9 protein-coding genes are annotated in these 14294 nt (G+C 38.4%); 2 read left to right on the top strand and 7 right to left on the bottom strand.

Going from position 1 to position 14294, the window contains the following annotated elements:
* Positions 1-749 precede the first annotated feature (749 nt).
* From RM549_RS06535 to RM549_RS06520, 4 genes are all read right to left on the bottom strand, one after another.
* Complete coding sequence (locus RM549_RS06535; RefSeq protein WP_311682981.1) at positions 750-2675, bottom strand: putative porin; 1926 nt, start codon at positions 2673-2675, stop codon at positions 750-752.
* A gap of 114 nt (positions 2676-2789) precedes the next feature.
* A complete protein-coding gene (locus RM549_RS06530; RefSeq protein ID WP_311682979.1) occupies positions 2790-3776 on the bottom strand; it encodes a hypothetical protein in 987 nt (328 codons plus the stop codon).
* 84 nt (positions 3777-3860) lie between these two features.
* A complete protein-coding gene (locus RM549_RS06525; RefSeq protein ID WP_311682976.1) occupies positions 3861-5363 on the bottom strand; it encodes a RagB/SusD family nutrient uptake outer membrane protein in 1503 nt (500 codons plus the stop codon).
* Positions 5364-5378: 15 nt separating this feature from the next.
* Positions 5379-8627, bottom strand: a complete 3249-nt coding sequence (locus RM549_RS06520; protein ID WP_311682974.1) for a SusC/RagA family TonB-linked outer membrane protein — start codon at positions 8625-8627, stop codon at positions 5379-5381.
* Positions 8628-8788: 161 nt separating this feature from the next.
* Between RM549_RS06520 and rnhB the strand changes: the two genes are divergently transcribed.
* Both rnhB and RM549_RS06510 read left to right on the top strand, forming a co-directional pair.
* Positions 8789-9397 carry a ribonuclease HII gene (gene rnhB / locus RM549_RS06515; protein WP_311682972.1) on the top strand — a complete coding sequence of 203 codons (609 nt, stop codon included), beginning with the start codon at positions 8789-8791 and terminating at the stop codon, positions 9395-9397.
* Positions 9398-9408: 11 nt separating this feature from the next.
* Positions 9409-11862 (top strand): hypothetical protein, encoded by a 2454-nt coding sequence (locus RM549_RS06510; protein WP_311682970.1) that lies wholly within the window; start codon positions 9409-9411, stop codon positions 11860-11862.
* A gap of 48 nt (positions 11863-11910) precedes the next feature.
* On the opposite strand, the gene RM549_RS06505 is transcribed toward RM549_RS06510, so the two are convergent.
* From RM549_RS06505 to RM549_RS06495, 3 genes are all read right to left on the bottom strand, one after another.
* Positions 11911-13167 carry an outer membrane beta-barrel protein gene (locus tag RM549_RS06505; RefSeq protein WP_311682968.1) on the bottom strand — a complete coding sequence of 419 codons (1257 nt, stop codon included), beginning with the start codon at positions 13165-13167 and terminating at the stop codon, positions 11911-11913.
* A 143-nt stretch (positions 13168-13310) separates the two neighbouring features.
* Positions 13311-14009, bottom strand: coding sequence for a lipoyl(octanoyl) transferase LipB (gene lipB / locus RM549_RS06500; protein ID WP_311682966.1), 699 nt, complete (start codon positions 14007-14009; stop codon positions 13311-13313).
* Between the two features lie 4 nt (positions 14010-14013).
* Complete coding sequence (locus tag RM549_RS06495) at positions 14014-14172, bottom strand: YqaE/Pmp3 family membrane protein (RefSeq protein WP_311682964.1); 159 nt, start codon at positions 14170-14172, stop codon at positions 14014-14016.
* Positions 14173-14294: the final 122 nt, after the last annotated feature.

Genomic DNA, 14294 nt, shown 5'->3' with positions numbered 1-14294 from the left:
GTTACTAGCAGCAGTCATAGCCTTGTCCCTAACGGGATATCGAAATTTGGCAATTATCAGGCGCTCCTTATTATATGCTAAGTCCATTATACTCCAAGGACCTCTTTCTTTTTTTGCTTGCATTCCTCTCCTTTCAGTCGTCGGATGCAGAAAAAGAAACAAAAAAGTCTAGGCTCACGAAACTTTATCTAAATTTATCGTTCAATTTTTAAATTTTAGGAACTCGCCACTAATTTAAGATGAAGCTTCATGATTCCTTTGGCTCAAACAGCCTAAAATTTTACGGAATCTTCACTTTAAATTTTACGATAAACTTTCGATAGGCCGAGAAGAATTGTCAACCATATTCGTTTTTAAAATTAATAATATGAATGGACACTATTTTTAAGTCGCCGTCGAAATTTTGCAATTATTGGCACAGGTCTCTGTTATAAGAAAAGTGTGAAAAGAGGGTTTAAAATCCCAGGCTTCCTCTTTTCAAAACCTACTGGTTCTTGTCTCCTGCTTCCTGATTCAAAAAATCTCCCGCAGCTATCGCAGACTCTTTTTCAAAACTCTTCACTCCTTTTGCGTTAGGGATAGCAGCGGCATCCTTATAGCGGAAAAAAGTCTATGCCCAAATTTGACAATTATCGGCCTCTTTATATATACTTACTTCCTCACTATTCCTAAAACCGCTATAAGATAGAGCGGATAGCCCGGCCGCGACCTTTTCCGGGAGCGGAAACGTCTAAATAAATTCTAAAAATTTACATAAAGAAGTTCCAAACGAGTCCAAAACGGACAAGGAAGTCGGTGTAGGGATAACCGGGTGCAGAAAAGTGGGTATTTCCGGTGATGAGGGAATTGAGATGTTCCAGTTTGAAAAATATCCTGGTTTGCTGAACTTTTCCGTTAAAAAAGAAATCCACAACGGGGAAACCTCCTAAATTCTGTTGATTTTGAACAAAGAATTCTCCTAAAACAGAGTCATATCCATTCATTTCATATTTTGAAAAATACTTGAATGTGAATCCTGTCTGTAGATATAAGGCTTTTTGAAACCAGTGATCCTGATAATAAAAAGAGTTACGGGTAACAAAATCTGGTAATTTTAGTACATCTGCACCATTAAACACATTCTGATACATCAAGGTATGATACATTCCAAATTTGCCATATTCCAGTTCCCGTTCTGCCTTCACCTTTAAATATCTTACCTGATCGCCATATTGGAAAGGCTTTACCACACCAGCATCAGTTAATTCAAAATACGTGTGGTTCTGGATTTGGGTAAGGTTGGCTGTAGCATTAAATAGCTTTTTAGAATCTATTTTAAAATGGAGATTTTGGGAATTAATATTGTCGAAATCGTTTTGCCAATTGTAATTTATATAATCACTTTGATATAGCAGAAAATTGTAATTAGGGTTTCTGCTGCTTTGGTTAAATCCAAACTCTATTTGATTTTCCTCATTAAGCGCATAAGAGGCGGTGGCCCTTAAAAAATTTCCCGACAAATCGCCACCTATGTTTAATGATGCCTCGGCATCAAGATTAAAGCCCTGAATATTCTTTTTATATTCTCCTCCCACAGAAACTACTGAACCCATCAATCTATTCGTGATGGTTTGGTTTTCCAGGACATAAATAGAATTATAACCGTAGTTGTAACGATTAAAGCCTGCCCGGAATTTAAATTCTCCCAGAATATTATTTCGGAAATTGACATTGGCCTCGTTGTAAACTTCTTGCAGCCTTGTTTCATCCCGAAGGTTAGTGGTCTCGAAGGATTTTCCGAAAAAATCTGGCGCTGCTGATTCCTGGGAAAAATGAAATTTTCTGTAGTTGGATTTAAACACGTGCCCAACCGAAAGACTATTTAAACTATCTGACGCCGGATTGGTTAAAAAGTACTTGTGATCAAGGTAAAATCGTTTGCCGTGTAAAGTACTTTCGGCATTCTCAAACCTAACGTCTAATAGGGAACGGTCATCAAATTCTTCTTCTTCATTTAAATATTGTTCCAGTGCCTGGTCAGACAATCCTCCGTTTTCTTCATTCAGAAGGTTCTGAGATACAAAATGAGTGCGGAGCTGATACTTGTTATTGGCAGTTTGGTAATTGGCGGTGGTACGGAAGATCCCTGTACTGGTTAGGATATGTTGAAATTTACCAAGCGCCCTCACTCCTTTATAGGCTACTGAAAAGTTTAACCTGTCGCTTGTGTTTATCGTGAAAAATGCATCCAACTGCTGTCCCTGCTCGGGGACGGTTTTAAAATAAAGTTCGGTTAATGGCGTGGGAACGCGGTAATAGCTAATATCTTCAGTCTCAAAGAAACCAAAATGCCTTGCCTGTGCCCCGAATTGAGGCATTATTGTATTAAATTCAGGGTTATGACTAAGAGAAGTATAGGGCTGTGCTGTGTTTGAGAACGGTAGAAGCTCAAAGTTATCCTTCCGAAGATAATTAAACCGATAATCCTTTTTTATATTAAGTGTGGTATCTACGTAAGTCGTATCATTATCGTAAGAAATGATCTGAAACAGATCTATAGGTGGTACCGCAACAGAATCTGCTTGTGCTGCACCGGGTTCACCCTGGGTATTCCCGGTTGGGGAAAGTGTCCTTTCCTGGGCTTGTGAAAACAATGAAGTGAAAACAAAAATTAAAGTGAAAAACGCTTGTTTCATTAGTGAATTTGAGATAACACAAAAGTATAATATTAAATGAATTGAACCAGAAAATGGTCTAAACAAAAAAACCACCCCGAAGGGTGGCTTAATAACCTAAAATTGGTTTATTTATTATTCTTCAGAATCATCTCCTTCAGAATCATCTCCTTCAGAATCATCTCCTTCAGAATCATCTCCTTCAGAATCATCTCCTTCAGAATCATCTCCTTCAGAATCATCTCCTTCAGAATCGTCTCCTTCAGAATCGTCTCCTTCAGAATCGTCTCCCTCAGAATCATCTCCTTCAGAATCGTCTCCCTCAGAATCATCTCCTTCAGAATCGTCTCCCTCAGAATCATCAGTGTCTTCGTCTTCATTCACATAAGGATCACCTGCACCAGCATCTTCTCCAAGAGTAAAATCTACGCTTCTTTCAGATATAAAATCACCAGGAATTACAACAAGCTCCTCACCAGCATAACTTAAAGTAACAGAACCTGCTTCTGACATACCATCTCCATAAGAATCAAAAACTGTAAACGTATATTCCCCGTCAGGAAGGCATCTTGAAACATTAGCTGCTTCTGCTCCATCTGCAAAACCACCTCCTGATAAAAGCACAGTTCCATCGTTATCTACAACATTCCATGAGGTTTCGCTGGCATAAGCATCAAATGCAAAATCAACTGTTAATGGATTATCACAAGACCAGGATACATTTAAACGGAAATCATCTCCTACTAAAACGTCTTCTGCTGAAGAAATACCTAAAATAAGGGCTGCTCCATTAGGAGTAAGATTAACATCGTCAACATTTACAGTAAATACACCTTCATTTGTACCACCGGGAACTGTAACTGTTTCTGGAATTGAATAAGCCTCTTCACTTAAAGTAGTAGCATCTCTTACTTCAATATCAAAAATCCTGTCGTTACTTACGATATTAGCAGTATAAACACTCACGTCATAAGTTGTACTTCCACTAAGTGGAACCGTAGTATTTACAGGACCCATTTCAAGCGCTGCATAATTAGGCGCCGTAAACTCATCGTCTGTTTCACACCCAACAAAGAAGGAAGTGGAAACGAAGGCAGCCATGATTAATAAATATTTTTTCATAATGTAATATATATTTTATTAGAAATTAAATATTGGCTTTAGGGAGACCCAATTTGCGCCTCCCAGCCAAATTAATCCCGAGGACTAGTTAATACTTGGATTATTTTGAATCTCACTAAGTGGAATTTCCAAAGTCAACTTATCGGCGTTATAAGGAATAGATTCTCCGGCATTAGTAAGGTGATTAGGTCCTCTGGTAATCGTAGCCATATTTCTTTTCATCGCCAGGTAACTCTTACCTTCACCCCAAAGCTCAATTCTTGTTTGCAGGTAAATTTCCTCTTCAAGATCTGCACCAGACAGGTCATCTACATAAGAAGAATCATCCACTCTCTCGTCAAGAAGCATTTTTAATGTTTCTCTTGCAGTAGCTTCGTCACCGGTCTTGGCAGCAGCTTCAGCATGAAGTAAATACATTTCTGCAACCCTCATATAAAGGTAATCGGTAGTAATATTACGTTGTGCTCCAATAGTACGTGCAGGATCATAGAACTTATTTACAGGAAATAAGATACCATTACCACGTGCATCTGCAAACTGTGCTTTACGAACATCATCTGCAGGAATTGCAGCATATAGATTAGCATCTATAGATTTTGGATCTCCTGCCCAGGCATAGCTGTAAGAAAAAAGATCTACCTGTCCCCACCATGAAACCAAATCAAGTCCCTGGTCAAGAGTGATATCTACACCCCACATCCATCCTGGAATATTTACATCATTAAAACCACCACCATAAGGATCTGTATCAGGACCATCGTGACGCATATAAGAAACTTCTTCAGCAGTCATAAGAGAAAAACCACCGTTATCGATAACATCACGGGTTACTGTTTTAACTTCTTCATAATTCCCCATAGCAGCATAAACGTATGCTAATAAGCCTTGAGCAACTTCTTTGTTAACTTCCTGCTTTGCAGATCTGTTAAAGCCATCTAAAAGCTCAATAGCATCCTGCAAGTCAGAAACCATTACATCATAAACCTCTGAAGTTGGGCTTAAAGGCAAAGCTGCAACATCAGTTGTAGTGTAAAGAGGTAAAATAGGTTCTGAAGGATTATATTCCTCAGAAAAATACTGTGCAAGGTAAAAATACCCATAAGCTCTAAGGGCTTTTGCCTGACCCATAAAATACTGTCCTTCTTCTGTTTCTGGCACAGCATCGTTACCACCAAGTTGTTCAATAACTAAATTTGCCGAGAAAACAATTCTATAGTAATATCTCCATGGCTTATAGTTGTCAATATCTGTATAATCAATAGTTGATTGCATTTGGGAAATACCAGAATACCAACCGTAGGTTAATCCTGCCAAAACCATGTCTGCAGACAGTAAATCCCCATAAATATCATAACTTTTCTGTCCAAAATCATCATGATCCAAATCTGTTCCACCCGTACCAGTATTATACATTAATGCATAAATACCAGAGATGTTTGCTGCCTGGAGACCAGGATTCTTATCAGAATAATCAGCAATTTGCCTGCTAGAAACGAACTCCGTTGGTTCGGTTTCCAGAAACTCTTCGCTACAGCCAGTGAAAGCAAGGGAGGCTATAGCTATTCCTAAATAATATCTAATTTTCATTTTCATTTTTTTTAATTAAAAGTTCACTCTTACACCTGCAGTGAATGTGGAAAGCGGAGAGTACCTGTAAGTACTGGACTGCCCTGCCTCTGCAGTAGACGGGTTGAACCCATCTCTTTCAGACAATAAGAATAAATTGTCTCCACTAAGGGAAATAGTCAATGAGTTTAATCCTATACTTTCAGTAAAAGCACCAGGAACACTGTAGGCCAATTGTACGTTATTAAGCGCAAGATAATCTGCCTTAGTTATAAACCTAGTTGAGGATGCGTTAACGTTTTGGTCCAGATTATTAGACAAACGTGGAACGTTAGTCATATCACCTGGCTCCTGCCATCTGTTAAGGATATCTGTATGCCAGTTGTTTCCACCCACAACGCGGTTATGCATTAAGCCGGCATAAGCACCGTCATAAGAATATCCACCAATACTGTAAAGGAACTGCGCGCTTAAACTAAAGCCTTTGTAACCTGCAGCCAAATTAAAGGCACCACGTACATCTGGAATTGCAGACTGACCTGTATAATGTTCTGTCGCCTGGCTATAAACCTTTGTTGTAGATTCCATAATATCACTCTGGTCCACATCTGGGTTTGCTTCAAGGTAATTTAACATATTTGCAATTTGCTCACCAGTTTGGAATGAGCCATCCCCATTTCCATCAACATAATACACTTTCCAAAGAGAAGTACCATCTGCAGGGTCTACACCTACAAAATCCCTTGTGTAAAAATCATAAATGGAATGACCTGCAGACCTACCATAAAGTCCCTGCTGATCTAAAACCTTTGGTTCTCCGGTAGAAGGATCTATAGGCATTCTCAACAGTTCATTCTCAATTATCTCCCCGTTTATGCTTACATCAAAAAATGCATTTGTGGTTTTTATAATATGTCCTGTAAGATCAAATTCAATACCCTGGTTTAACAATTCCCCGTCATTTACGGTAATAATAGCCCTACCACTTGAAGGTTGAATCCTTCTTTCAAATAGAAGATCGTCAGTATTTTTTCTATAAAAATCTACAGAACCATCTAGAAATCTTCCAAGACTAAACTCTACACCCGTCTGGAACATTTTTGAAGTTTCCCAGGTTAAATCCGGGTTTCCAACTGCATCAAAAGAAAAAGAAGGTTCATCATTTAAGTTTCCAATATCAAATCTATCATATCCAGGATAAAAACCTATACCTCCCTGTTCTCCAATAAGACCATAACTAGCCTTTAATTTCAGGAATGTAAAGAGACCCTGATCCTGCATAAAACCTTCATTTGAAAGTACCCATGCACCACTTATAGATCCAAAAGTATCCCATTTATCTTGTAAGAATCTTGAAGAACCGTCCCTTCTGGCACTACCAGAAAGAAAATACTTATCATCAAAATTATAGTTAATCTGACCAAAGAAACTCTCTAGTGTGAAATCATCTGTATAAGAACCCGGAAGAGAACTTCCTACAACAGCATTGTTCAACTCTGTTCCATCAGGATTTATTAAGTTATTTTTAGAAACAAACAACGTCTGTCTTGCCCAGGAATTACTTTCATGAGCAACAAGAGCATCTATAGTATGTCCTCCAAAACTCTTGCTGTATCTCAACAACTGTAAGAAGTTATAAGTAAAAAGCTCTGTTTTTTCTTTATAAATAGAACCTCCCTGTCCGGCACTAGGACCGTAAAATGGATTCTGAAGACTATTGAAGCTGTCGTTATAGTACTGTGTACCAAACCTGGTTTCTAAACTTAATCCGTCAGTAATATCTGCTTTTAAGAAAGCATTGGTATCAAATGTATGTCTTTTAGAGTTACTACCACTGTAATTTGCATCTGCGATAGAGTTGGTAAGACCTCCAAAACCACGACCTTCACCATAGTCGTACTGTGGCCCACCATAAATAGGGTCATTTACAATTCCTCCTTCTGCATCACGAAGGAATAAAGGATAAATAGAAGGAATGTTATCTACAAACCAGAAAACACTACCAGAATCTTCAGACTGTCCGTTATTATTCGTTTCTGAAAGAGAGTAGCCCATGTTTACAGAACCAGAAAGCCAGTCCTTAACCTGGTGCGTCAAGTTTAAACGACCTGAAATCCTTTCAAAATCTGAATCGATAATATAACCTACATCATTAAGGTAACCAACAGATGAATAGTAGCTGGTAGTTTCGTTACCTCCACTAATCTTAAGGTTAGCTTCTGTACGGGTTGAAGTCTGGAAACCATAATCTTCCCAATCTTCCGGATCGTATCTTCTTGTAACTCCAGGCCTTACCATCCTTGTTTCAGGATCAATTAATTGCCCACCATTTTCAACATTCCACATGTTGTATTGTGGCTGAACACCAGACCCAGAAAATAAAGTTTGGTTAGCAAAAGCAATAGGATCCCTACCTTCGGCAACACCACGATTATATAGACCTTCCCAACCAAGAGCAATATATTGCTCCGGAGAATCTATTGTATTATATCGAGGCAAAAGACTAAAGTTAACACCAGTTCTGGTACTAACCTCGACTTGTGATCTTCCAGCCCTACCTTTTCTGGTAGTAATTACAACCACACCGTTAGCCCCACGAGCACCGTAAATAGCGGTTGCAGCGGCATCTTTAAGAATAGTGGTAGAAGCAATATCTTCTGGGTTAATACCGGCAAGACTAACATCCCCAGCAGGATTGTCTGTAGTACCAGGATTATTAGCTGCATAAGGAACACCATCTACCACATAAAGAGGAGAAGTGTTACCATTTACAGAACCTATACCCCTAATACGAATATCAGGCGTACTACCCGGCTGTCCCGATGAGTTAATTACCCTAACACCGGCAACCTCACCTGTTAAAGCCTGAGCAACGTTAGATACGTTTTTACGGTTTAGCAACTCAGCATCCACAGTTTTTGCCGAACCGGTAAAGGACTGCTTTGTACTGGTACTATACCCGGTAACAACAACTTCTTCCAAAGCTGCGGCATCAACATCAAGTTCAACATTAATACTACTACCTGCTCCTACTGGAACTTCTTGTGTAGCAAAACCGATGTAACTAAAAACCAAAACCTGACCCTGATCTACGGAAATACTAAATTCCCCATCAAAATCTGTTTGTACACCCTGGTTTGTTCCCTGGACAATTACATTCACCCCAGGTAGAGGCAAACCTTGATCATCCGTAACTGTCCCGGTGACAGTTTTTTCCTGCGCAAAAGTAATTTGCACCACCAACGCCAGTAACAGCGTCAGCATTCCATTTAATCTTCTTTTCATTATTATTTAATTTGAATTAGCCTGCGCCAAAAATCATAATAAATTACTAATAAAACAAAATATATTTCATTTTTAATTTCTTAAAACCTCAACATCACTCTAACTTCATCGCATATTTTGTTAAATTTGGCACCGAAATCAACGCGGAATATTTCTTAAAAATGCTTAAAAAATTCAGATCTTCCTTTAGCGTAGCAGGAACAGATGAAGCAGGCCGCGGCTGCCTGGCCGGACCGGTTACTGCTGCTGCTGTTTTACTACCTCGTAATTTCAGGTATGCTCTTTTAAATGATTCAAAAAAAACAAGCCTCAAAAATCGCAATATCTTAAAAATTGAAATTGAGCGTCGCGCAGTATGTTTCGGTGTATCTCATGTTTTTATGGACGAAATTGATGAAATTAACATCCTTAATGCTTCCATTCTTGCCATGCACAGAGCCATTGAAAAACTGTCTAAATGTCCCGAACATATTTTAGTGGATGGAAACAGATTTAAACCCTATAAAAACGTTTCACATGACTGTATTATTAAAGGAGATGGCAAATATTTGAGTATTGCAGCAGCTTCAATTCTCGCAAAAACGCATCGCGATGCCTATATGGAGAAAATTCATGAAGAATTTCCCATGTATAACTGGAAACAAAATAAGGGTTACCCAACTTTAGAACACCGGGCGGCAATCAAAGAATTTGGCATTACGAAATATCACAGAAAAAGCTTCAGACTATTACCAGAGCAACTGGAATTAGATTTCAACTCTAAATATTAACTTTTACATTAATGAAGAGATTTTTATTCTTCCTTTTATACCTATTATTATTTACCGCATGTGAAAATGATGCGGAAAAAAACTTACCTATATATAATGAGATCCATGAGGACGCATCTGTTATTATTCAATCACCCGATTTAAAGGAATTTTTTTCCCAGGTTTCTCAAAATCCTCTTCTTTCCGACAAAGTCTTTCAAATTGAAGATTTGAAGGATCAACTGAATTTTATCGAACACATAGATAGCATAGGAGAAAGTATAATAAGTATCCGGAAGACTGAAAAGGAGGAGTCCCATTACCTGCTGGTGACCAAAGGACAGCCAAAAATCAACCTGGATTCTATTGGGAATAAGTCTTTGGAAACTTTTAAGGCCGAAAACTGGCAAATTAAGCACTACACTTTAGAAGGAATCAGCACTTATATTTCAGAAAAAGGAGGGAATTTTTTGGCCAGCAATTCCCGGGAAGTACTGGAGAAAAGCCTTCAGGATAAAAGCAATGTCGAAAATGGCAATTTTCGGCAGTTAGTTGCGGCGACAGATAAAGCAAAAACTTCAGTATTTATCAATCATCAAACGAATACAGGTATACAGGCATTTTTTGAAGGCTTACAAGTAGGACGGGATCAAAAATTGGCAAATTGGAGTGCTGTTGATCTCGAATTGGAAGAAAAAGCAATCAGGTTTAACGGAATTGCCATTACAGCGCAGGATTCTGCATCAATTCTGAATATTTTTAAAGGTACTGGAGTAAACCGGAACGAAATTGCACAAATAACACCATCTTCTGCTTCAGGTTTTCTCTCTTTTACCTTTAATAATGCGGAAATACTTCAGCAAAACCTTAAAAAGACTCAACATGACACCATTTTTGAAGCTGTTGATCTTTATTCTGAAGTAAATGAAGTAGGTCTTATATATATAGAGGGAAATCCCCTTTTCATAATGAAATCCATTAATATTGAAAAAACTTTTCAGAAGGTGCTTTCTAAGAGCAGTGCCAAATTTGGCAATTATCGGGATACAGAAATTTTTTCAATCGATGAAACTCCGGAATTCGTCAGAAGTTTTTCTTCTTTAATTACTATTGAAAATCCAAAATACTTTATCCGGCTGAATAATTTCCTGATTTTTGGCAGTAGCACAAATGTTTTGGAAAAAGTAATTGTTGACTTTCTAAACAACAATTCCCTGAGCGAAAAGGCATATTACCAGGAAGCGATGGAGCAACTTTCTTCGGAATCTTCTATGCTTATGGTTGCAAACGGAAAGGATTTTTTACCATTACTAACCAAGGCTGTTCCTGAAAACGCAAAATCTGATGTCCTTAATATAGACCTTCAGAATTACAGGATTGGCGCGGTACAATTTGTCCAGGAAGATGATTTTGCGCATATTCACGGCATTATTCATGAGTCTGAGCAGACGCAGAGTTCCAACGCAGCGCCTGAAGAGGTATTCTCTGTTGCTTTGGAAGCCGAATTGGCCACACGTCCGTTTTTCTTTAAAAATCATCTTACCAACCAGATGGATATCGCGGTGCAGGATGTAGACAACACGCTATACCTCATCTCCAACAAGAATAATATTTACTGGAAAAAACAGCTAAAAAGCAGAATTATCGGAAACGTCCACGAAATGGACCTCCTAAAAAATGGTAAATTTCAGCTTGCCTTCGGCACACAGAATTCTGTAGAAATACTTGACCGGAACGGAAATAACGTGAAACCTTTTCCCCTTCAGTTTAACGATCCTATTACTCAACCACTTTCTGTTTTTGACTATGACAACAACAGAAAGTTTCGTTTTGTCGTCACGCAGGAAGACCGTATTTATATGTACAACGGCGACGGAAAACCTGTAAAAGGTTTCGACTTCAGCAAAGCGGCTTCAGAAATTACTAATCCGCCAAAGCATATACGAATCGGCACCAAAGATTACATCCTGATCGCTGAAAACTCCGGAAAAATTAATATCCTGAGCCGGCAGGGAGATGTACGTGTTCCTGTAGCCGAAACTTTTGATTTATCGGGAAATGACTGGTATGAATACCAGGACAGGTTTATTTCTACCAGTGCTGCAGGGGAATTAATAAGTATTGATCAGCTGGGAAAAGTGCAGAAAGAAAACAGGAATCTTGCAGAAAACCACTATCTGAACGCTACTCCAAAAACTTTGGTAACGCTTTCGGATAATATCCTCTCTATTGAAGGAAAAAAAGTAGAGCTTGATTTTGGACTTTACACCAAACCGCAGATATTTTACGTTAACAACCGGGTTTTAATTTCGGTGACAGACACTCAGGCGAAGCGGGTGTACATTTTCAATTCCAATGCTGAGCTTTTAGAAGGCTTTCCTGTTTACGGCACTTCTCAAATCGACCTCAATAATGCAGATCTGGACAGAAACCTGGAGTTTGTGGTGCAGGGAGATGATAATGCGATTTTATATTACAAATTTTGATTCTCTTGTGATAGAATTTTCTTCCGAAGAACATGCTTATACTTATTTTTAGAAAATCCTGTAACCGAGGCTTAGGGTAAAGTTATTGCTATGGCCAACTTTCCATTGGGGCGTTTTATAGGATCTACCTATATAATACCTGCTTTCTATACTAAAGGATTTAAAGGAATATCCCAAACCAAATAAAAGACTTGCCGCACCAGCATCCTTGAGATCAAATTTTCTATTTAAATCAGATCCATCTATTCTCGTTGCTTTTGTTGAAGAATTCAGTATTTTTTCAACTGCAACGCCACCATTAAGGAAAAAATTGGAATTTTCTTTTGTTAAAACGTAATATCTGAAAGCCAGCGGTATTTCTATTGCAGCATAATCTATTTCGAAATATGCGTCTACTCTTGCATAAGTGGCATTAGGATTGGAAGGCACATTAGCAATAGTAAAATAAGCGACACCTTCATCTCCACTCTTAAATTTATAATAAGTCGGTTCAATAAAAAATGACCATTTTCTATTAAGAAATGGAAAGAAGTATTCGGCTTCCATTCCTAGCCTGAGGTTTGTCTGCAATTGCCCCTCAACCATATTTCCAAATTTTCCCTGGTCTATCTTTAAAGCGGAAATACCGGCCCCTACTTTAACCTTGACATTAAAAAAATCTGTATCCTTTCTTTGGGTAAAATTCTCATAATTAGAACTGGTACACTCGTTATAATTTACAAAATAGCGCACAAGTTCTCCACGCCTGTAATCGAGATTTTTAAAAGAATTAATAGTAGCAGAAGGACATTTTACATCCTGCCATAATTGCTGTTTGTACCTGGAGTTGATCCCAACTTTGTTTTCTGCCGTGTTATATTTTTTAAAAATTAACTGCTCTGGATCTGATCCTTCTACTGAATAAAAAAATCGTTCCAAACCGCCCTCGCGATAAAAATAAAGATTTGCCGCCCCTTCCACAAGGCTTTGTAAAAACACCCTCTCTTCCTGAAAGTCTGGATTTCTATCGTTGCTCAATTTAGAATAATCACTATCGCTCCTATCCATCCTTACATCCACCCTCATATAATGGTAATGCTCCGGCACCCCGAATTCACGTACCTGATCAATGGTACGGGTTTGAATATCCACACTTTCTGATGATTTAAATTCCAGTTGCGTTGGATTATTTATCCAAACCTCTTTTTTAATTAAAGCATGTAAAGTATCCCCGGAATTAGTAATTAAAAATCCCTTCTGGAAGTCGTTTTGTGCATAGCTACTGAGACAAAAAAAGGTAAAAAGGACAAGAAGTATATCTTTCATTTTAATGATGTGAAGAACGCTGGTGATGAATTAAATTACAGAGCAAAAAGCCCTTTTGTTAAATAATTTAACAAAAATAGAATTATTTTAATTCCAGAATAATAAAATGAAAAAAATTTAGAAATGTTTTCGTTTGTGCAGACCTAATTCAACTCAGCTTCAAAAAGATTTTCAAAATGTATCAGTAATTTTTCCTGAACTTCTGGCAACGGAATCTCTTTCTTACCCAGTTCTACATTAAGGGATGTTACTGCCTTGTCCTGGATCCCGCAGGGTACAATATTATCGAAATATCCCAGATCGGAATTCACGTTGAGTGCAAGTCCGTGCATGGTCACCCAGCGGCTTGCTCTTACCCCCATCGCGCAGATTTTTCTTGCAAAAGGCGTATTTACATCCAGCCAGACTCCTGTTTCGCCTTCACTCCTTTCGGCTTTTAATCCGTATTCCTTAAGGGTTTGGATCACTGCTTCTTCCAGCAGGCGTAAGTATTTATGAATATCAGTAAAAAAGTTATCGAGATCGAGAATAGGATAAGCCACCAATTGCCCGGGGCCGTGATAGGTGATATCCCCTCCCCTGTTTATTTTATAAAAACTGGCGTTTTTATGCTTCAATTCTTCTTCAGAAATCAGCAAATTCGCAGCGTCCCCGCTTTTTCCAAGAGTGTACACATGTGGATGTTCTACCAGAAGCAAATAATTTGTAGTCGCTTCATTTAAATTTTCCCTTCGGTTCTTTATTTTCTTGTCAAGTGTGGCTTTAAACAACTTTTCCTGATAATCCCAGGCCTCCTTATAATCCTGCAATCCCAACCTCTGGATTTCTACTTTCCTGTTCATTTTTCTACCTCTTTGGATTATTCAGAATAATAAGCGCGGCAATCACACCGGGAATCCAGCCCAAAAGTGTTAGGATAAGAACAATAATTATTGAACCACAACCCTTGTCGTAAACCGCCAGCGGAGGAAATAAAACCGACAAAATAGCGCGCCAGATACTCATTTTACTCAAATTTTTCGGCACAAAGATAGAATTAAAATTTCGGCTTTCACTCGCATTGGTGGATAGCCTGATTGTCATTATATTTGCACCTGCCAAAGGTATAAGCCTGGCAATAATTGACA

The sequence above is a fragment of the Autumnicola patrickiae genome (assembly GCF_031846525.1).
Lineage (GTDB): Bacteria > Bacteroidota > Bacteroidia > Flavobacteriales > Flavobacteriaceae > Autumnicola > Autumnicola patrickiae.
This window is presented reverse-complemented; position numbering and strand designations above follow the sequence as displayed.